23 protein-coding genes are annotated in these 20783 nt (G+C 47.7%); 15 read left to right on the forward strand and 8 right to left on the reverse strand.

Translation table 11 applies throughout. The annotated features are described in order from the left end of the window. The first annotated feature begins 14 nt into the window (after positions 1-14). Entirely contained in the window at positions 15-623 is a 609-nt protein-coding gene (locus PHW04_05590) for an iron-sulfur cluster assembly scaffold protein (protein MDD2715350.1), read from the forward strand. Positions 624-699: 76 nt separating this feature from the next. On the opposite strand, the gene PHW04_05595 is transcribed toward PHW04_05590, so the two are convergent. After that, positions 700-2466, reverse strand: a complete 1767-nt coding sequence (locus tag PHW04_05595; protein ID MDD2715351.1) for a glycoside hydrolase family 13 protein — start codon at positions 2464-2466, stop codon at positions 700-702. Between the two features lie 158 nt (positions 2467-2624). Between PHW04_05595 and PHW04_05600 the strand changes: the two genes are divergently transcribed. After that, the gene (locus PHW04_05600; GenBank protein MDD2715352.1) at positions 2625-3263 is read left to right on the forward strand and encodes a hypothetical protein; all 639 of its coding nucleotides are present in this window, start codon (positions 2625-2627) and stop codon (positions 3261-3263) included. 2 nt (positions 3264-3265) lie between these two features. Here the strand turns inward: PHW04_05600 and PHW04_05605 are convergent, their stop codons facing one another. Both PHW04_05605 and PHW04_05610 read right to left on the reverse strand, forming a co-directional pair. Further along, a complete protein-coding gene (locus tag PHW04_05605; GenBank protein MDD2715353.1) occupies positions 3266-4630 on the reverse strand; it encodes a hypothetical protein in 1365 nt (454 codons plus the stop codon). Between the two features lie 107 nt (positions 4631-4737). Then, entirely contained in the window at positions 4738-5397 is a 660-nt protein-coding gene (locus PHW04_05610; GenBank protein MDD2715354.1) for a formylglycine-generating enzyme family protein, read from the reverse strand. A gap of 203 nt (positions 5398-5600) precedes the next feature. Here PHW04_05610 and PHW04_05615 point away from each other — a divergent pair, with 203 nt between their 5' ends. The 6 genes from PHW04_05615 (at position 5601) to PHW04_05640 (ending at position 12866) form a co-directional block, all read left to right on the forward strand. Then, the gene (locus tag PHW04_05615) at positions 5601-7043 is read left to right on the forward strand and encodes a hypothetical protein (protein ID MDD2715355.1); all 1443 of its coding nucleotides are present in this window, start codon (positions 5601-5603) and stop codon (positions 7041-7043) included. A 173-nt stretch (positions 7044-7216) separates the two neighbouring features. Then, positions 7217-7792: a translation initiation factor IF-3 gene (infC, locus tag PHW04_05620; protein MDD2715356.1), complete on the forward strand. Its 576-nt coding sequence runs from the start codon at positions 7217-7219 to the stop codon at positions 7790-7792. Continuing rightward, complete coding sequence (gene rpmI, locus PHW04_05625; GenBank protein MDD2715357.1) at positions 7773-7967, forward strand: 50S ribosomal protein L35; 195 nt, start codon at positions 7773-7775, stop codon at positions 7965-7967. Before infC ends, rpmI begins: the two co-directional genes overlap by 20 nt. A gap of 28 nt (positions 7968-7995) precedes the next feature. Then, the gene (gene rplT, locus PHW04_05630; GenBank protein ID MDD2715358.1) at positions 7996-8343 is read left to right on the forward strand and encodes a 50S ribosomal protein L20; all 348 of its coding nucleotides are present in this window, start codon (positions 7996-7998) and stop codon (positions 8341-8343) included. 38 nt (positions 8344-8381) lie between these two features. Next, positions 8382-11111, forward strand: a complete 2730-nt coding sequence (gene ppdK / locus PHW04_05635; protein MDD2715359.1) for a pyruvate, phosphate dikinase — start codon at positions 8382-8384, stop codon at positions 11109-11111. A 93-nt stretch (positions 11112-11204) separates the two neighbouring features. Further along, the gene (locus tag PHW04_05640) at positions 11205-12866 is read left to right on the forward strand and encodes an adenylate/guanylate cyclase domain-containing protein (protein MDD2715360.1); all 1662 of its coding nucleotides are present in this window, start codon (positions 11205-11207) and stop codon (positions 12864-12866) included. Between the two features lie 6 nt (positions 12867-12872). Here PHW04_05640 and PHW04_05645 read toward each other — a convergent pair whose 3' ends face one another. From PHW04_05645 to PHW04_05655, 3 genes are read right to left on the reverse strand one after another with little or no spacing between them, the layout of a single operon-like run. Further along, the gene (locus PHW04_05645) at positions 12873-13715 is read right to left on the reverse strand and encodes a metal ABC transporter permease (protein MDD2715361.1); all 843 of its coding nucleotides are present in this window, start codon (positions 13713-13715) and stop codon (positions 12873-12875) included. An 18-nt stretch (positions 13716-13733) separates the two neighbouring features. Next, positions 13734-14525, reverse strand: coding sequence for a metal ABC transporter ATP-binding protein (locus PHW04_05650; protein ID MDD2715362.1), 792 nt, complete (start codon positions 14523-14525; stop codon positions 13734-13736). Further along, positions 14522-15388: a metal ABC transporter substrate-binding protein gene (locus tag PHW04_05655; protein ID MDD2715363.1), complete on the reverse strand. Its 867-nt coding sequence runs from the start codon at positions 15386-15388 to the stop codon at positions 14522-14524. Before PHW04_05655 ends, PHW04_05650 begins: the two co-directional genes overlap by 4 nt. A 147-nt stretch (positions 15389-15535) precedes the next feature. Here PHW04_05655 and PHW04_05660 point away from each other — a divergent pair, with 147 nt between their 5' ends. The 7 genes from PHW04_05660 (at position 15536) to PHW04_05690 (ending at position 20271) form a co-directional block, all read left to right on the forward strand. Beyond that, complete coding sequence (locus PHW04_05660; protein MDD2715364.1) at positions 15536-16165, forward strand: hypothetical protein; 630 nt, start codon at positions 15536-15538, stop codon at positions 16163-16165. Positions 16166-16211: 46 nt separating this feature from the next. Beyond that, on the forward strand, positions 16212-17477 hold the full coding sequence (locus PHW04_05665) for a TolC family protein (GenBank protein ID MDD2715365.1): 1266 nt from the start codon (positions 16212-16214) through the stop codon (positions 17475-17477). Between the two features lie 211 nt (positions 17478-17688). Next, the gene (locus PHW04_05670) at positions 17689-17877 is read left to right on the forward strand and encodes a heavy metal-binding domain-containing protein (protein MDD2715366.1); all 189 of its coding nucleotides are present in this window, start codon (positions 17689-17691) and stop codon (positions 17875-17877) included. After that, positions 17878-18984, forward strand: a complete 1107-nt coding sequence (locus PHW04_05675) for an efflux RND transporter periplasmic adaptor subunit (GenBank protein MDD2715367.1) — start codon at positions 17878-17880, stop codon at positions 18982-18984. A 107-nt stretch (positions 18985-19091) separates the two neighbouring features. Further along, a complete protein-coding gene (locus tag PHW04_05680) occupies positions 19092-19520 on the forward strand; it encodes a hypothetical protein (protein MDD2715368.1) in 429 nt (142 codons plus the stop codon). Continuing rightward, the gene (locus tag PHW04_05685; protein ID MDD2715369.1) at positions 19468-20112 is read left to right on the forward strand and encodes a nucleotidyl transferase AbiEii/AbiGii toxin family protein; all 645 of its coding nucleotides are present in this window, start codon (positions 19468-19470) and stop codon (positions 20110-20112) included. Before PHW04_05680 ends, PHW04_05685 begins: the two co-directional genes overlap by 53 nt. 9 nt (positions 20113-20121) lie before the next feature. Continuing rightward, positions 20122-20271: a hypothetical protein gene (locus PHW04_05690; GenBank protein ID MDD2715370.1), complete on the forward strand. Its 150-nt coding sequence runs from the start codon at positions 20122-20124 to the stop codon at positions 20269-20271. On the opposite strand, the gene PHW04_05695 is transcribed toward PHW04_05690, so the two are convergent. Continuing rightward, positions 20243-20554 (reverse strand): type II toxin-antitoxin system RelE/ParE family toxin, encoded by a 312-nt coding sequence (locus PHW04_05695; GenBank protein MDD2715371.1) that lies wholly within the window; start codon positions 20552-20554, stop codon positions 20243-20245. The genes PHW04_05690 and PHW04_05695 overlap by 29 nt on opposite strands. Then, the gene (locus PHW04_05700; protein MDD2715372.1) at positions 20547-20756 is read right to left on the reverse strand and encodes a type II toxin-antitoxin system Phd/YefM family antitoxin; all 210 of its coding nucleotides are present in this window, start codon (positions 20754-20756) and stop codon (positions 20547-20549) included. Before PHW04_05700 ends, PHW04_05695 begins: the two co-directional genes overlap by 8 nt. Positions 20757-20783: the final 27 nt, after the last annotated feature.

The raw sequence follows: 20783 nt of genomic DNA on the forward strand, positions 1-20783 counted from the left end.
AGACCGGAGGACAGATGGCCAAAACCGAATGGGCATACACCGACCTGGTACGCGAGCATTTCACAAATCCCAGAAACATCCTGGATGACGAAGAAGCCTTCAATCCCGATGGCCGGGGGATGGTCGGCAATCCGCAGTGCGGAGACGAGATGCTGATGGTGATCAAAGTGGATAAAGTTAAAAACATCATCAGCGAATGCCGCTGGAAAACATACGGGTGCGCGAGCGCAATTGCCAGTACCTCAATGCTCTCGGAAGTCGTGACAGGCATGAAGCTGGAAGAAGCTTTCAAAATCACGCCCAAAGACATAGTGAAGAAGCTGGGCGGCCTGCCTGACCGCAAAATCCACTGCTCGGTGCTCGGCGATAAGGCGTTGAGGGCTGCAATCAACGATTACTACAAAAAAAACGGCATGCTGGACAAGATCAGAGAGGAAAACAGAACACTCATCTGCCAGTGTATGACCATCTATGATTCGGAAATTGAAGATGCTGTATTGGAAGGTGCCCGCACTTTCATCGAACTGCAGGAAAAGACCAAGATCAGTACAGTCTGCGGTCAGTGCCGTGACAGGGCGGATGAACTGATGTTGAAATACATTGAAAAACATTTCGCCAGGTAGCGGACATTACTGACTGCATTATTAATCTTGAATCTTGAATCTTGAATCTTGAATTTCCTGTTACCATCAATAACAATCATCTCTGCATGATAATCCTTCCCCCGCAAGCCGGGATTTCCAGCAGAATTTCACCATTCACAACCTGAAACAGGCCTTTTTCGTCCAGCAAATCGATAAATGGCCCTTTACTAAGTGTTTTAACTCTAATAATCTGAGAATCAAGGCTTTTATTTAAAAAAATCAGCAGTTCTTCCCTGCCCAGGTTCCTTGAAAATCCGAAAATCTCATGTTCATCATCAATCACAATAGTTTCATATTTTCCAATCTGCAGCGCTGGATGGGAATTCCTGATCCCAATCAGTTTTTTGTAACAACTGAACAACTCACGGTTGAATTTCACTGGATCAGGTTTAGCCCGTTTTGTATCATCAGGCAGGAATACTTCATCGAAATACTCTATGTCATCCCAGAGCATCGGCTTCCTGCAGCAGGGGTCATTGGCTCCCCACATTCCTGCCTCGTCGCCATAAAAAATCATGGGCGCGCCAACATAAGTCATCTGCATTATCAGAAACAATTCCTGCAATCTGATCTCATCTGCATTCGGTTTCCGCACATTGTAATTCCGATTCCTTCCAAGGGATTCGTCGAAATACTTAGACCAGTCTCGGTAATCTGGAAATCCGTTGACAATGTGCGAAGCCAGTCGGTTCGTATCATGGCTTCCGAACAAATTCATCATGGCATATGCCGTTTCAGGATGATAGGCGTCGCGAAGTTTTCTGAGCAATTCATCAAAACATGTTGCTGATATTCCTTTTTTATCAAAGAAAAAATCCGAACAGGCAAAGGCAAAATTGTAGTTCATCACTGCGTGGAATTCATCGCCTTCCAGATAGGGTTTATTAGCTTCCACAGTGTCGATGATTTCTGCTGTCAGGTATGCCAGAGAATTGATCTCTCGCACAAGTGCCGCCCATTCTTTCCAGAACTGATGCCTGATCAGGAAAGCCACGTCCAGCCGCCAGCCGTCGATACCTTTTGAGCTGTCACCATTTCCGTCAGGATCCATCCAGCGCCTGGTGCAATCGAAGATGTATTTTTTCGGCCCTTCCACAAGCCCGTTTTCATCCTGTTTCCATTCAGGCAGTTCTCTCACGCCATACCAGCATTTATAATCGAAACTGCTTCCTGAAGCCGTATCATCCCAAGCGTTGACAGAGAACCAGTCCCCGTATTTCGAATTTTTCTGACTCTTTCTCAGATCCTTGAAAGCCCAGTGATTGTAGCCCACATGATTGAACACTCCATCAAAAATAATCCGCATTTTACGCCTGTGCAGTTCTGAGATCAGAGATCTCATCAACCTGTCAGCAGAAGTCCAGACCCAGCTGGACGGATCATCCGGGATTTCAGATTGGATCAGCTTGCGGTCCCCGTCAGGATCAGGACCGAAATTAGGGTCAATGTGATGATAGGATGCGCTGTCGTATTTATGCGCAGAAGGGGAATCGAAAACTGGATTCAGATAGATGGCGTTTACACCGAGATCCTGTAGATAATCGAGCTTATCCAGGATACCCTGCAGATCGCCTCCATAGCGGCGGCGGTGGATGTTGTACCAGATGTCACGCTGATTCCGCTCCCAGGGCTGACGCTGATACCAGTCCGAGTTCCAGGGGTGCAGCTGCCAGGCCAGGTCGTTATTTCCAGGATAAGCGCCACTCAGGTCTCCGATCCTGGGATCATTCGCTGGGTCTCCATTCCTGAATCGTTCAGGAAAAATCTGGTACCAGACAGCTTTCTTGCTCCATTCAGGCGGAAGCCAGAGCGAACTTTTCATGCACGAATTATATTGATTCTACTGGTAAAATTCAAGGTGATTCACAGCCTGACGGATTATGTATCTTCCAAATTCTTTTCAGGTATACTATAATGGTGAGCAAGATTTGTATGCCGCCGCTTGCTGCGCCCATAACAATGAAAGGAGCACTGCGAAACATGTATAAGCTTTATTTCAGCTTTCTTTTTTTTATTTTTATCTCCCTGCCGCTTTTCGCGGCAGACGATGACGAGGACATCCCAAACACTGATGAATTGAATAAAAGCCTGCAGAACATCACTGCAGGCACCAGCCTGGACCCTGACGACGTGGACCCGACGAAGCTGTCCGAAGCTGCCAAGGACTCCGCGAATCTGCCTGATTTCAGCCCTGAAGGCCTGGTCAGCCCTGACCTGATGGAAGGCCTGCTCTCCAGGCTGAACGGCAGCATGGCGGAATTCGGAGGCCAGGTGAAGACCGGAGACTCGGATTTCCTGAAAAAGCTGATGTCATCGATGGGCGCATATCTGAAAAGCAGCGACGGCCAGGAAATGTTCCAGTCCTGCAATACGAGCGAAGTCTCCCAGCTGATCGAAAAACTCAATTCAGGCGACTCCACCGAGGTGCAGAAGCTTCTTTCCTCGATCAACGTGAATGCCCTGAAAGACCTGTCTTCCGGTGATCTGGAATCGCAGAAAAATACTTCTGAAACCAGTGAAACCAAGCTCGATAATGTCACAGTGAATCAGACCAATATCAGGCAGATCCTGGAAGAGCTTTATAAACCCGGTTCTGTACATAAGAAGGCCGGAAACTGACATTATTTCCAGCCCACAATCCAGTCCACATCCCCTTTGAACAGCCGCTTAAGTTCAAGGCTGTCCAGTCTGATTTCATTAAGCCAGCTGTCCCAGCCATGGCAGGCATATTGTAAAAATGCCAGTTTCTCACCGTCAACTGAAAGGTGCAATGAAGAGATCCCCATCTCCTCAACACAGTAAAACCTGTTGATTTTGCCGCCATGGATCTCCTTGGTGCAGAGATAACTTGTTCTCCTGTCTTCATAACATCTGGATTCCGCAAACACAAGTTCACTGCCGTCCGGAGTCACGCAAGGGTAACTATAGCTGGTTTTCTGGTCAGTGTTGTCTGTCAGCATGTATACTTCCCTGCTGATCAGATCCACCTGATAAAGGTTGCTGATCCCTTCTATCGAGGCTGAATATACAATGGTCTTCCCGTCAGGTGTGAACTCAGGATCATTAATCACACCCCATTGGATAAAATCACTGTCATAATCTCCCTTGTAGCCGGTCTTGTAAGTGACCCAGTCCTGCAGTCCGCTGCCGTCCAGATTGCAGGTGCGGAGGATTGTGGTATCCTTGAGGCCTGTTACAAAGGCTACCTGCCTATAGTCAGGGGAATATTTCGCGGTATATCCCCCGACTCCTTTGACTTCATTCAGGCTCTGATTTCTGAGGTTGTACTCGATAAGACTGTATCCAGTACATTTAAACTTTCCTTCCAGGAATTTATATCCGCAAGGCGCGATATCAGTAAAATAATGACAATCCGGGCTTTCGAACTGGGATTCGCTTTTTCGATAGGTACTGTCCGGTTCAATCGATCCCAGCGTGACCCGGGTGCTGGATGCTCCATGACTGTAATAGGAAAACCTGGAGGAGATGTAAAAAATCTGATCGTGTTCTCTGGTGAGTTCCTTAAGGCATTTGTCAAGAGAAGGAACCAGGAGAGAATTAATCACATATGGTGAGCCGTTGCCTGAGATCACCAGAACTGAAGGAGAGCCACCAGCTCCATAAAGCTTGGCGAGTTCTCCGCAGCTGTCAGACAGGCAGCGCATCTCGATCGTATTCCGGTTCACAAAATCCGCTCCGAATCTGGAAGGTTCATTCTCATCTACTGCATAAAAAAAGGTGTGGCTGTATTTATCCCTCATGGCGTCCAGCTTTCTGATTTCAATGGCAGCATCTCCGAGCCGGTTGTTAAAAAAGCAGAATACATAATTCCGTCCTGCAACCGGCTTGGAAAAAGTAAAAGAGTTTCCTCTGCCGAACAAGAATGGCAGGGAAAAGGGTTTGAATGCCGGAGAAACCGGCTCAGAAGCAGTCAATGTCATGAAAATCCCTAAGATAAAATAACAGATGTAAAATTTTGTGTTCATAGTACCCCCTTGAATTACTTTCTTGTACTTGTAATTCAATTATTAATCAAATTCGTCTGATGTACAGTAAAATTAAAGTTACAATTGATGTTTGAGAAATTACGGGTTTATGCCAGTTCTTCAAAAATCAGTCTGAAACCTGTATCCCTGGTCATGAATTCCGGATTTGCCCTGCCCCGGCTTCCGCAGCGGCAACGATCTGCAGGTTCCTGCCAGGAACCACCGCGTTTCACCTTCATGCCGAGCCTGATTTTGTCCCTCAGGCAGACAGGGTCTGTCTCAGGAGACTCCATGTAATAATCCTCGCTGTAAAAATCCTTGCACCATTCCCAGACATTGCCAAGCATGTCATGGATCCCCCAGGCGTTGGGCTTTTTCAGGCCGACCTCTTGTGTTTCACCAGAGCTGTTGTAGGAATACCAGAAGTAATCTCCATTCAGTGAATCCCCCCAGAAAAACTCGGAAGAATTTCCTGAACGGCAGGCGAATTCCCACTCGGCTTCCGTTGGTACCCTGAACCAGCCAGCATTTCTCGAACTGAGTTCCCGGCAGAATTCCTGGCATAGATTCCAGGAAATATTGTCTACAGGCAATTTCCCGCCTTTGAAGAAGCTGGGATTTTTTCCGCTGACTGCTTCAAACTGCTCCTGGGTGACAGGAAATTTCCCGATCCAGAAAGCCTTTCTGATGGTCACTGAGTGGACAGGTCGTTCATCCCTGACTGAGAAGGGTCCATCCGAACCCATTTCGAATTCTCCAGGTTCGATCCTGATGAATTCGAAAGCCGCGGGTCCGATGACAATCTTCTTTTCCCTGATAATGGCAGGACTCCAGTTGAAAACTTAACTCATTATAATTCCGGATAGGCTTTTTTTCAATGCTGAATTCCCGCCTTTCTTCTTGGAACGACTTGTGTGTCCGCCAAAATTAAGTTAAAATTGCTCTGCCCTCATTATAGGAAGGAGTTAAGATGGAATTCTTCGAAAGGATTAACATTTTTGCGAAAGAAATAGAAAAGAGGAAAGAATTCCTTGACCGCAACAGATTAGAGAGCTGTTGCGGCAAGGATATCGATGACCAGAAAGAACAGCAGGAATATCATTCTTTCATTGCCGACAGCAGGCTTTTAGCAGATGTGAACAGGGAATTGAAAGAAAATCATCCGTCGGAGAAGAGAAATATTCTTCTGGCGGCGAGGGAGTCGATCACTGACTCCATGTTCTACAAGAACGGAGAACTCCTGAAACTTACAAACGAATACCAAGAGAACCTGGGAGGGAAAAAGTATAATTACAATAACGAAGAACTGAGTTTCAACCAATTGTTCGGTAAAATTTATACCACAGAAGACCCTGAACAAAGAAATGGCATTTATCATGCCCTTTACGGGAATGATGACAGAATTCTCACCCCGGCTCTGGGGATGATTAAAAAAAGGACTGAACTTGCCCGGAAATTCGGGTTCATTGATTACAGCGAAATTTTCAGGGCTGGCATAGAGGAAAATGAAATCCATCGTTTGCTTGATTCCAAGACTAGAAAACTGGCAGAACGTCTTATACCTGTAAAAAACAATCTGGGACTTCAGTCTCGCGGCAGCCTCTCATTCTGTGACTGGGAATTCACCAAAAACAGAAAAGCAATCAAACTCGATAAATTCAGAGAGAAAATTGATGATCCGGTGAAACTGGTATTGGAATTTTATGCATCTATAGGTTACGGCGACTGCCTTGACAGAGTCAGGGTTCAAGTGGAAGACATTCCCACCTGTGGCATGTTCTTCACACTTGATCCGCCTGTGATATTGATCGGGAAAAAAGCTCAAAATATGATGCAGCTAAGTGCGCTTGTGCATGAATTCGGGCATGCCGTAGAATATCTTCACCGAACAGGAGATAACCTTCTTGTTTCCACTGATCCTTTTTTTGGAATCAAGGAGGGACTTGCCATTTTTTTTGAGAGACTGTTCTATAGCAAAGAGAACCTTTTGAAACTCGGATTTTCCGAAGATGATATCAGCTGCTATCATCTGTTTAAAGACAGTTTTATTGTCAATTTTGATGCCTTTGTGCTGAACAACGCCAGAACGGAATTGAAGATTTACGCCGACGGCGTCATTGCTCCTGATGAAATATCGAAATATCATGCGAAAAATTTCGAGAATATTACAGGGGTAAAGATTTCCGAAAACACCTGGCTTTATGATTTCGTGCTGAACACTCAACCCGGATACGGCTATTGGTACACAATAGGTTCCCTGTTTTCGGACAACTTGTTTGATTATCTTCAAAATAATAATGAATCACTGATATCTCCTGAAACAGGAAGAATAATTAGCGAAAAAATTCTTAAGCACGGGGGCTTGAAAAACTGGAAGGAAAAATTTTGGTGCTCTGGTCCAGTGCCTATTTGACAAGGTAAAGTCCGGATATTAATATAAGCGCATTAATCTAAGCAGAAGCTGCCGCTTCTCACCCTCAGCCTCAGGCTTAGAGGGTAATATCGGTCCGGGAACAACATGTTCAACATGTTTTATTTCAAAATGGCAGCTTCCAGGGCTGCCTATTTTATTTTGGAGGTGTAACTATTAAAGGAAAAGTCGGAAATCCTAAGCTCCCGAAAGTCAACTTCGAGATCAGGGTGAAAGAGGTTCGCCTGGTTGGTCCCGAAGCTGAGCAGCTTGGAATTGTGAGCTTTCAAGATGCCATGGCCAAAGCCAGGGAATTTGAGCTGGACCTGGTGGAAATTGCTCCCCAGGCGGTTCCTCCGGTCTGCAAAATCATGGATTTCGGGAAGTACAAGTATGAATTGCGCCGCAAAGAGCGCGATGCCAGAAAAAAGCAGAAGGTCGTCGAGATCAAGCAGCTCACGATGAGGCTGAACATAGAGGATCACGACCTGGGGATCAAGGTCAAGCATGCCCTTGAATTTCTGGCTCATGAGCACAAAGTCAAATTTATCCTGCAGCTTCGCGGCAGGGAGATCGGGAACAAGGAAAAGCCAAAGGTGCTTTTTGAAAAAATAGTCGGGCTGATCGGCGATGCCGGCAAGGTGGAAAAAGAACCGGATTTCAGAGAACGTCAGATCATAATGCTTATAGCACCGAAGAAAATTGAAAAAGCTCTCAAGAAGGAGGACAGCAATGCCCAAGATGAAAACTAAAAGAGCGGCCTGCAAGAGGTTTTCCCTCACTAAAAGCGGCAAGGTCAAGCGAAGCAAAGCCTTCAAAAGCCACATTCTGACTAAAAAATCAAGGAAACGCAAGAGAAACCTGCGCAAAGCGACACTGATCCACGAATCGCAGCAGAAGAGCGCAGCAAGGATGATTACCGCGTGAATTAAATTCATTATTTAAGGAGGTTCTCATGGCTAGGGTCAAAGGCGGTGTCATGACCAAGAAAAGACACCGGAAAGTATTGAATCGCGCAAAGGGTTTTAAAAATTCGAGAAATGTGCTTTACAGGACCGCTCTCAACGCCATCATGAAGGCGATGTACTATTCCTTCAGGGACAGGAAACAAAAGAAACGCCAGATGCGCAGGCTCTGGATCACCAGGATCAACCTGGGCTGCAGGAAGCTCGGCACCAGTTACAGTGTTTTCATGAACAGGCTGAGCAAAGCCAATGTAGGGTTAAATCGCAAGATCCTCGCCGACATGGCAGTCCGGGACTGGGATTCTTTCGAAAAACTTGTCAAGCAGTATGGAGCTTAGAGAATCAAACAGCGAACCATGGTTCGCTTGGAGGATGAATGACCGTTAAGAAAACAACTGCAAAAAAAAATGATAAATATCTTTACTATTTCTGGGGCGGCAAGTCCGAAGGCGATGGAAAAATGAAGGAGATTCTCGGCGGAAAAGGTGCTGGTTTAGCCGAAATGACTAAGATCGGACTTCCTGTACCTGCCGGTTTCACCATTTCCATCGACGCCTGCGCGGAATACTTCAGACTCGGCCGGAAATTCCCCGAAGGCCTGCAGGACAATGTCAGGGAATACCTGATTAAAATGGAAAAGGCTACAGGCAAAAAGCTTGGTGATCCCCATGACCCGCTGCTGGTTTCAGTGCGCTCCGGCGCAGCCCGTTCCATGCCAGGCATGATGGAAACCATCCTCAATCTCGGCCTCAACGACAAATCAGTGGAAGGCCTGGCAGCCAAAACAAACAATCCCCGTTTTGCTTACGACGCGTATCGCCGTTTCATCCAGATGTACAGCACTACAGCCATGGGACTTTCCAAAGAACCCATGGAAGAAATGCTGAACGAAATGAAACATCATCTCGGAGTCAAGACTGATCCCGAGATTCCAGCTGATCAGCTGAAAAAACTCTGCGGTCAGTTCAAGGATTTCTACCGCCAGAAGAAAGGCAGCGACTTCCCTCAGGAACCGATGGAACAGCTCTGGGGCGCGGTCATGGCTGTCTTCAATTCCTGGGAAGCTGATAAAGCCGTAACATATCGCCGCGTGGAAAAGATCCTGGAACTCAAAGGCACTGCCGTCAACATCGTGCAGATGGTCTTCGGCAACAAAGGCGATAACTCAGGCACAGGCGTCTGTTTCACCCGCGACCCGAATTCCGGCGAAAACGAATTTTACGGAGACACGCTGATCAACGCCCAGGGCGAAGACGTGGTCGCAGGCATCCGGACTCCGCTGAAACTGATCGAGCTTGAGAGCAAACTGCCCAAGGCATATAAGCAGCTCTGCAATGTCCGCCAGATCCTTGAAAAGCATTACAAGGAAATGCAGGACATAGAATTCACCATCGAAGACGAGAAGCTGTACATACTTCAGTGCCGCACCGGCAAGCGCTCACCGGCAGCAACATTCCGCATCGCCGTTGACATGGTCGAAGAAGGCCTGATCACGAAGGAAGAAGCCGTCAAGCGCATCACTCCTGAAGACATCGAACGGCTTTTCTACCCGGTCATTGACCCGAGAACAGACAAGAAGATACTCTCCCAGTCCAGGCTTGCATCAGGCATCAACGCGGTTCCAGGAGCAGCTACCGGTGAAGTGGTTTTCACTGCAGCCGAAGCTGAGGCATTCGCAGCCAAGGGGCATAAAGTAATCCTGGTCCGCAAGGAGACAAGCCCTGAAGATGTCGGCGGCATGCACTCATCCCAGGGCATTCTTACAGCCACCGGCGGAAAGACTTCACACGCTGCAGTCGTAGCCCGCGGCTGGGGAAAATGCTGCATCGTGGGTTGCGACTCACTGGATATTAATTATGACCAGAAATTAATGAAAGTCGGCGGCAGAACTATCAAGCAGGGAGAATACATTACACTCGACGGTTCACAAGGCGACATCTATGCCGGCAAACTTGAACTGATCAAACCGGAGCTCACTCCAAGCTTTAAAACCCTGATGAGCTGGGCAGATCAGATTCGCACTCTCAAGGTCAGAACAAATGCCGACACCCCTTACGATGCTGAAAATGCTATTCGATTGGGCGCTGAAGGCATTGGCCTCACGAGGACCGAGCACATGTTCTTCGACACTGAAGAACGCCGCCTTGCCATGCAGGAAATGATCGTCGCCGGCACTCCCTCCGAGCGCAAGAAAGCCCTGGCCAAACTGCTTCCTTTCCAGAGGGACGACTTCTACGGTATTTTCAAGGCCATGGCAGGATACCCTGTGACAATCAGGCTGATCGATCCTCCGCTGCATGAATTCACACCAAAGGATGACGCTGGAGTGAACAAACTGTCTAAAATCACAGGTTTTACCCCTGAAGCCATCCGCCATCGCTGCGAGCAGTTGCATGAAGCCAACCCGATGCTCGGACACCGCGGCTGCAGGCTCTGCATCACCTATCCTGAAATTCTGGAAATGCAGGTAACAGCCATTGTTGAAGCTGCCGTACACCTCACCAAAGAAAACGTGAAAGTATATCCGGAGATCATGATCCCGCTGACTCTGGATGCCCATGAATTCAAGATCCAGGAAATCCAGGTCCGGGAAATTGCGGACAGAATTATCCATAAATCCGGAGTAAAGCTTGAATACATGGTGGGAACCATGATCGAGATCCCGCGGGCTGCATTAATGGCAGACCAGATCGCCGAACACGCTGAATTCTTCAGCTTTGGCACCAATGATCTGACCCAGACCACGATGGGCATCTCCCGCGATGACGGGGGCAGCTTCCTTCCGGCCTATGTAAAAGCTGGAATCTTCAAGGACGATCCCTTCCAGGTGCTGGACTTTGACGGTGTCGGTCAGCTTGTCCGCATGGCCATCGAACGCGGCCGCTCCATCCGCAAACACCTCAAAGTAGGGATCTGCGGCGAACACGGCGGCGAAGCTAAAAGTGTCAAGTTCTGCCATCTTGTAGGAATGAATTATGTTTCCTGCTCTCCCTACAGAGTGCCGATCGCCAGACTGGCAGCGGCACAGGCTGCTCTTGACTACGGAGATAAGCAGAAAACCGATGCTCCGAAAAAGACTTCCAAAAAGGAAAAATCGCATTCCTGATCCGAACCGACTGAATTCAAAAAATGGGACTGTCCAAAAAGGCAGCCCCATTTTTTTCTTGAGCAATTTTAGTGAAGAAAGTATGATGATAGAATGAGCAGAAAAAAGTTTTTATTCAGCTTCCAGTTCAGCATCAGCAGCGCATTCATTTCAGTCGTGCTGTTCACAGCCTGTCTGCTTGGAGTGAGCACATACTTCATGGTCAGCTCGTTTATCAGAGAGCAGATCCGCGAGCGCCTGCATGACTCGGTCTCCATTGCGGCTCAGCAGATTGACACTGAGAAGCACAGGACATTATTGACACGGAGCGACGAAATTTCCGCAGCATACCAGGAGATCAAGGAATCGCTCAGGAAAGTAAAGGCAAACTGCAAAGATTTCAAGTATATCTATACCATGCGCCGGAGTAGCGGAGACGTCTATTTTGTAGTGGATGCTGAAGACGACCCGACAAAAGTCAGTCACATCGGTGACCTGTATGATGAACCCACAGAACCGATGCTGGCAGCTTTCAATCCTCCCTATGAAACCCAGGTGGAAAAAGAGTTCAACACTGACAAGTGGGGCACTTTCCTCTCCAGTTATGCTCCGCTTTTCGATAAGGAGGGGAAATTCGAAGGAATTCTGGGGATCGACATTTCAGCCGACAAAATTATCAGATATGAACGGCTCCAGGTCAGCATGCAGTTCTTCATTTCACTGCTCGTTCTAGTCCTGGTGATCGTGATCGCGATTGAACTGTCCAGAAAAATCAGCCAGCCGCTGCTCGCCATCTCCAGAGACATGCAGAAAGTTCAGAAATTTGAAATCGAGGATGAGATCCAGATCAATTCCCGGATCATGGAAATGAATCACATGAAGGACGCGATCGAGAATATGAAGAAAGGGCTGAGGTCCTTTAAGAAATATGTCCCTGCGGAAATAGTGAGCGAGTTGATCAGCTTGAAAAAAGAAGCTGTGCTGAGCGCGGAGCGAAGGGAACTGAGCATCTTTTTTTCCGACATCGAGAGCTTTTCCAGGATCGCTGAAAAGTACGCCCCTGAAAAGCTGGCGGAAGACCTGGATCTGTATTTCCGCGTAATGACCAGTATCATCCTGGAGAATCACGGCACCCTGGATAAATACATAGGAGATGCGATCATGGCCTTCTGGGGAGCTCCGCGGCAGATCGAAAATCACGCTGTCCTTGCTTGTCTCACGGCACTCAAGTGCTGCAGGGATCTCTCACTCCATGAAAAAGAATGGATGGAAAAAGGGCTGCCGCTTTTCAAAACCCGCTTCGGCATTAACACCGGCCCGGTTGTGGTCGGAAACATCGGCTATTCTGAGAGGCTGAATTACACCATTCTGGGCGACAATGTGAATCTGGCCAATCGTCTGGAAGGACTTAACAAGTATTACGGCACGCAGATCATGATCAGCGAATTCACCTACCAGAGATCCAAAACCGAGGTCGAAGCCAGGCTGCTGGACATAGTCGCGGTCAAGGGTAAATCTCAGGGTATCGGAGTGTATGAACTTGTTTCTGAGCGGGGGAGTCTCAGCTCTGAATTCAAACGATTCATCGATTTGTTTAATGAAGGCATGGAAATTTACATGGCGCAGAAATGGGCCGAAGCCAGAAAGCTGTTCGAAGAACTGAAAAAAAGTAAACCCGACGACAAACCAGCGCAGATCATTCTTGCCCGCTGTGTCCAGTACGAAGCCGATCCGCCACATGACTGGACCGGCGTGACTCACATGCATGAAAAGTAAATCAAATCAATTCTTTCGAAACTGCGGGCGCAGAACAGCTGTGACCGCATACAGGAATGCCGCAAAAAGCACGATCGTCGGTCCTGAGGCAGTGCCCCAGTAATAAGATGCGATCAAACCGGAAACTCCGGAAATCAGGCTCAGCAGAAGGGCCCAGGCAGTATATGCGCGGGTGTCACGCGCCAGGTTGCGCGCTGCAGCGGCAGGCAGCACCAGCAAAGAATTGATGATCAGGATTCCCACCAGCCGGATCGAGATGGTGACCACTACCGCGAGCAGCATGGAAAAAATTGTTTCGATCAGGAATACATTCCTGCCCCTGCTCCTGGCAAGCGAAGGACTGACACTGACAAGCAGCAGCGCGTTTCCCCCGATGTACCAGAGCAGGAGCACCAGGAGAAGGGCAAAACACAGACGAACGATCTCTACAGGGCCTACAGCCAGAATATCCCCGATCAGAAAAGATGTGTACTTCGCAAATCCACCGCCCCGGGATAAAATTACAATGCCGAGCGCTGTAATGGCAGAGAAAAACACTCCCAGCACTGTATCCGGAGCAGCAGAGGTGTATTTTTTCACCGCATTCACGCCTATGGCCAGCATGATTGCGAATCCCACCATTGCCCATTGAGGATCTCCCAGCCCCATCAGCACTCCAATCGCAATGCCGGTAAGGGCTGAATGTCCCAGCACATCAGAAAAGAAAACCAGGTGATTGCTGACAACCATAGTCCCGATCAGGGAAAACAGCGGGCAACAGATCAGCACCGCCAGCAGCGCATCTGCCATGAAGCGGTAATGAGCCCATTCAAACGGCAGTTTCGCGATCAGAGCATGCCAGGATTCCATAAACATTCTCCAGAAAATTCAATCAATTTCTTTGTACGGGCGAACGGCAGTTCGCCCCTGCCCTCCAGGAATCTTCGAGATGTTCCATAATGCCGGGCCGAAACTTTGCAGCAGGCGTTCATCCGAGAGGATCTCAGCCGGATCGCCATCTGCCACTACTTTGCGATCTAAAAGTACCATTCTGTCCGCGTACTGAGCTACGCCTGCGATATCGTGAGTCACCAGAATAATCGAGATGTCATGGATTTTCTTAAGCCGGTTGATCACATCGTAAAACAGCGAGATCCCGCCGACATCAACCGCTGCCATGGCTTCATCCAGCAGGAGCAGATTCGGAACAGGTGAGATGGCTAAAGCGAGCAGCACACGCTGCAGTTCTCCTCCGGAAAGATCGCAGAGACGGCGACGGATCAAATTTCCGGCTGTCACCATTTCCAGTGCCTCGGCTGCGGTTTTTCTGATCCTCTTCCCAATTGAAAGCCAGCATGGCCTGCCGGCCACAGCGGCAGCAAACAAATCCAGCACACTGACTGGAGTCTCCGGATCAAGCACTACTTTCTGGGGTACATATCCGATGGTAGGTCTGGCTGGTTTTCCCATCAAACGGAATTCCTGTTTTCCCTCGTACTTGATCTCTCCCAGCAGAGCTTTCAGGAGTGTAGTTTTTCCAGCCCCGTTCGGCCCTACGATTGCCAGCAGTTCCCTGCAGTTGATGTGCAGATTCACATTGTCCAGAACCGTTTTGCTGCCATAGCGGACTGTGATCCCTTCGATGCGGGTGCAGCAGTGGTCGCAGGATTGATATTTCATGAACCACCCAGAGCTTCTTTTAATGTTTCCAGATTCTTTTCCATGATCTGCAGATATGAGTCCAGCCCGTCCGGCCCTGTGACGGCCGGGTCAAGTGTAAAAGCCCTGAGACTGGTTTCCCGGCTGATGATCTGAGCAGCAGCAGGAGAATACTGGGGTTCAATGAACAGAGCTTTGATCCTGTATTTTCTGATCAGCGCAATTGTCGCAGCCAGTTCCCTGGCACCGGGTGTCGAGCCGGGCTCGCGCTCTACTACTGCTGCGATTTTCAGACCGAAATCCCTGGCGAAATATGGAAAGGCTTCATGGAAGGTGATGATCAGACTCCCCTTGTAAGGAGCAAGTTCCTGCACCATGCGGGATTTCAAGGTTTGAAGCTTTGCGAGATAATTCGCAGCATTCGTTTTATACTGATCCGCATGTTCCTGGTCAAGGCTTGCGAGGCCTGCGGCAAGGTTAGCCACTTCAGCGCTCGCTCCGTCCAGGCTCAGCCAGACATGAGGATTTAAACCGTTTCCGGATTTGATCAGCTCTGCTCCTTTGGAAGCTTCTATTACTGTAAGCGAAGGGAATTGCCGCAGGACATTGTCAAGGAAAGATTCCATTCCAGCACCGTTCACCAGCAGTACCCGGGCACCGGAGATTTTTTTCATGTCATTGGTGGAAAGCGCATAATCGTGGAGGCAGCCAGTGACAGGCTGAGTCAGATTGGAAAGTTTCACGCCAGGCACTCCGTCAGTAATGTTCCGAGCCATGATGTAGATCGGGTAGAAACTGGCCAGGATGGAAATCTCGCCTGTGGCTCCAACCGGTCTACAGCTGTTGAACAGCCAGAACAGTGCCAGAGATATCCAGAATTTCAATTTACTGTCCTCAAGCATATTTTCAACTTCGAATCCACTTTATTATCTTAATTTTATCATACCCATTTTTATTTGGTTACATCTATCCCAAATCAATAAATTCTATTGTAAGCTTCTTTTTGATATCATTCCAGCTGGGAGATGATCATGGCCAGATTATTAATGATTTCGCTGCTGTTTGTCTGTATTTCTGCAAATTCTGCCCAGGAGAAAAATATTTTCACGAGGATTTTCGATCCTTACAAACAGGCAGGACTCAATTCCCTGACCTGCGAAATCTCCATCAGCTTCGACGACTCCAACATGAGCGCTCTTAACCCGTATATTCCGAACCTGATCCTGAAATTCAAGAAGCCCGAATCATTCAAACTCTCCTATACCCTGCTTCCCCAGACACCTGAAGACGTGAAAACCGTTGTTGAACAGATGATGGAGCAGTCATTCTGCAAAAAGGATTTCATCGAATTCGGCAGCGGCCTGGTCGCGCTGCAGAAGGACTTCAAAATCGCTTCCACAAAAAACACTACAACTGAAATCAGGATTAACCTGACTGCTGCCACAAAAAACGCCATAGCGCAGAAAATGACGGTCAGACTGGATAAAAATTACAGGATGACCGGATTTGAGGCCGACAAAGACAGAGTCAGGCAGGAATCGGCATTCACCTATATCACAGTCGGAAAATTCCAGATGGTGGACAGGATCGTGAACACCACTTCGGAAGCCGGTAAAAAGGTCAATATCATTGTCAAATACAGCAAATACAAGATCAATTAGCAATCCGTTTTCTTGCCTTTAGCCTGGAAAATTGATAACTTTAACTGTGAGGTACTCTTTGATAAAATCTGTTCTGCATCTGCTTTTTCTTTTGCTGTTACTGTTTCCGTTACAGGCCGAAAACCTATCATTTCAGGATCTCCTGAAACTTGCCTCTGATCGCAACCCTAAAATCAAAGCCATGTCTGAGGAAGTTGCTGCCTATCAGGAGCGGATCGCACCTTCCACAGCCAGGCCTGACCCGATGCTGGAACTGGGCATCAAGAACATGGGATTGAAAGACTATAATGTCGGGGACGAACCTAACAGCGGACTTCCAGTTTACATCTCGCAGACCATACCCAGACCGCACAAGCTGGCTCTGCAGGGCGAGATTTCTGAATTCCAGTATCAGCAGAAGCTGCAGGAAGCGAAGGCATTGAGTCTGTCGATTGAGCGACAGGTCAAATCACTGATTTTTAACCTTAAGTATCTGCATGATTCAGAAGAAATCCTCAAGCGTCAGAAATCCCAGATGGAAAAGATCCTGAAAATCACCAAGTCCAGATATGGCGTGGGCGACATCCTGCAGTCAGATATAACTAAAGCCCAGCTTGAAGTATCTAAAATGGACGAACTGATACTTCCCCTGAAAGAGATGATCAGGTCCGCTGAAATAAGGCTGAATCTGCTGCTGGATTATCCTGCGGATCGTAAGCTCGATGTTCCAAAATTCAGCCGGATCAAGTCATTCCCCTGGGAGCTGGAAAAGCTCAGAAGCCTGGCTCTAGCAAGTTCCCCGCTCACTGCGGAGATCAACCTGCAGATACTGGAAAATGAAAGCCGTGTGGAACTGTCCCGCAGGAATTTCGCATCAGACATCAATCTGCGCCTGGGTTATGAATACAAAGAATCACTTACGCCAATGTACGAATTGATGGCAGGATTCGAACTGCCTGTGCACAAATCCAGAAAACAGGAACCGCTGCTGAGAGAATCCGAGACCATGCTGAAAAAATCCAGGAAAGAGCTTGACGCAGCCACAAATGAAATCGAAGCCGGGCTGACCGAAAATTTCTATAAGCTGCAGTCCGGCCTTTCAATCTTCCGCCTGTATAAGGAGAAACTCCTGCCCCAGGCCAGACTTGCAGCAGAGTCATCATCCTCAAACTACACACTCGGCAGAATCGATTATACAGCCCTGCTTGACGATATCCATGAAGTCTATGCCTTTGAGCTTTCCCTGATCAGGGAACAGAATCAATTCTGGAACATGATCGCTGCTCTGGAAGAAATCACTGCCGCAAGTCTGGTGAAATGGAATGATAATTAATAGTAAGTTAACGGCAAATTTTTGTGGTGTGCAGCCAGATCCTTTTAGTTTATCAGGGATTTGTGGCGGGTCCTGTCCTTCCATGGCTGTAACAAATCCGAAGGATTTTCAACAGCCATGGATGGCCACCCCACAAAGTCATGTGCGTTTAACAGGGAAAATTTGCCGAATCTCCTGCCACTGTTTACCTTGCACTGATTGAGAGGATAAAATGAAAAAAGCTTTCCTGGCAATTCTATGCTTGATCTTCCTCAGCGGATGCGGAGCTCCTGATGCAGGTATGGCCGGAAAAACTGAATACTACTGCCCGATGCATCCCACTGTTGTTTCGGATAAACCTGGCTCATGCCCGATCTGCGGGATGGATCTGGTGCTGAGTAAAAGTAAAGCTGCTGAATAGGTGCAGGCAAAAAAAGTCAGATACCGTTCCACCATGAATCCCAAAGAGACTTCAGATCAGCCTGGAAAAGATTCAATGGGTATGGAAATGGTTACCTTTGAAGTGACGGGAAACGAAACTCAATCAGACCGGGTTACAGTGATTGTTTCACCTGAACAGAGCAGGCTGATCGGCGTCAAAACCGTTAAAGTTGAATCAATGCCAATCAGGAAAACCATCCACGCTGCCGGCAGAGTGGATTACGCTGAACCAAATCTGTACATAGTCAACACCAAGTTCGGGGGATTCATTGAGACCCTGCAGGCTGATTACACAGGCAAACAGGTGGAAAAAGGCGATCCGCTCTTCTCCATCTACAGCCCGGAGCTGATCGCGGCAGAGCAGGAGTACTTACTGGTCAGGAGATCCATGGGCTCAGGCGATGCGGAGATTGTGAAAAGCCCCAGGCAGAAGCTCCTATACTGGGACATTACTTCTGAACAGATCGCCAGACTGGAAAAAAACGGCATTCCGGATAAGACAATCACGATTTCCTCGCCTGCCAGAGGCATAATCGTGGAAAAATCAGTTTCAGCAGGCCAGAAAATCATGGCAGGAGAAATGCTTTTCAAAATCGCGGATCTTTCCAAAGTCTGGATCTATGGCGAAATTTATGAATATGAACTGGGTTTCGTTCAGAACTCCCAGGAAGTGAAATTCAGCCTCAAGGCTTATCCTGGTGAAGAATTCAGCGGTAGAATCGATTACATCTACCCCACTGTTGACCCTGAGACACACACTATCAAAATCCGTATCGTTGCTGAAAACCTGGACCTGAAGCTGAAACCCGAAATGTTCACGAATCTGGAACTGTTATCGGATCTTGGCAGCCGCCTCGCCATCCCAACCAGTGCAGTCCTTGATGCAGGCAACCGCAAGATCGCTTTTGTGGATCTGGGCGGAGGCATGTTAGAGCCGCGCGATCTGAAACTTGGTGTTCAGGGAAATGATTATTACGAAGTCTTGAGTGGTGTGGCATCAGGCGAAACAGTCGTTGTTTCAGCCAATTTCCTGATCGACTCGGAGTCAAGTCTGAAAGCGGCATTGCAACAGTTTGAAAAAAAATAAGCGTGAATCAATCCCTTACTTACCGGAAAATCGATTTTTCTTGAAAAACCTCACTACAATTCGCCTTTCTTCTTGTCAAAGTCCGATAATCGCAATATCATTGAAATATGAGAAAACATCAGAAAATGAAGCAGGATTCCGGAACAGGACTGGGAGCTGGACTGGACCGGAACCGAATTAACCGCATCCTGAAACCGATTCTCTGGGATTATGATATTGATCCGGAAGTTTTTTTCAGGGTCGCTACAGGGGAAATCGCCTCAATCGGCTGGTTCAACCGCGTACGGGCTCTGCTGAGGATCTTCGAGCGGCTAGGCTGGTACGATCTTCTGGACCTTTTCGGAATTTCGGAAATTTCCAAATATCTTGACCCTGGAATCATTTCCAAAATCAGATTTCCTGAGCTGAAGGAGAAATATGAGTTTGCCGGCAAAGTTTTACGAGGAGAGCCTGTACCCTTTGCAGGATGGAGTCCTGGATATCGTGAAAAAATCAGGAGCACCGTTCTATCTGACAGGTGGTACCGCTCTTTCTAGGCATTATTTCGGTCACAGATATTCCGATGACCTGGATCTTTTCTTAGATAACCGGATTGATTTTGCGGTTCTTGTGGAACACCTGATTCAGGATTTAGATACTAAAATCAAGGGTTTCAGGGTCGACCGTGAGCGGACTCGGAAAGCGGAAAATTTTCTTCAGACATTTATCATACCCCGGGCTGACCTGAATTTTTCGCTCAAAATTGATCTGGTGAACGATACAGTACCGCATTACGGTGATTTCGAAAATTCTCCTGTGCTCGGTCAGATCGATTCCTGGCGGAATATTCTCTCAAATAAGGTCTGCGCTCTTTTCCGCTTTGAAGCCAAGGATATCGCGGATATCTGGACCTTGTCCAAAAACAGGGCTTTCGACTGGAGAGCGATAATAAAGGAAGCTAAAAACAAGGAAATCGGGATTGATCCTGTCGCATTTTTCGAGATCATCAATTCAGTCCCTGTGGAAGCTTTGCAAACAGTCAAATGGACTTCCAGTGTGGACTTCAATATTTTGAAAACCGAGCTGTCCACAATCGCAGACGATGTTTTCAGAGGCCGGGAAAATACTTTGTTTCGCCTTCAAAGATAAGACGGCCTGATGGTCATTGCGCTGGCCTGTGGACAGGGCTCGGAGTCAGCTCTGCCTGCTCCTGAAATCTCTGGGACAGCTCAGTACGGACATGACTATGCCGGCTTCAAGCGCATCCAGGCCAAGCTGATCAAGTGCAGGACCATGATTTACGTGTAAAAGTTAGGATCTTCCCGGACATATTTTGAAAGAAAGTGGCAGTCAGCTCTCTAATCGGTAGAATGATTTTGACTGCCTTTTCCCGGTCTTCGATTTCATAGATTATCCTGTATTCGCCTACTCTGATCCGCCAGTCGTTCTTGGAATTCGTAATTTTCCTGCATCCAGTCGGACGGGGTTCTTCTGCCAATGATTTTATATGCGGAATTATCCTGTGGAAATCAGATGGAGAAAGCTTTTTGAGATCATGTTCAGCAGTACGTTCCAGCAGAATCCTATACACCTGGATTGTATTCCTTCAGGAAATCGCCGAGGTCTTTGAATTTAAGAGGCTTTTTTCTCATTTCTTCCAGCAGCTTCAGATCATCCTGATCATCAAGCCGTTCCAGCATCTCCCTGTAGGTTTCAATATCCAGAATTACTGCAGTTGGTTCCCCTTTGTGGAAAACAATTTCTGGTGGCTTGTGCCGCAATTTCTGCTTCATGTTTTTTCCGTTCCTGATTATTTATCT

Source organism: Candidatus Wallbacteria bacterium, assembly GCA_028687545.1.
Lineage (GTDB): Bacteria > Muiribacteriota > JAQTZZ01 > JAQTZZ01 > JAQTZZ01 > JAQTZZ01.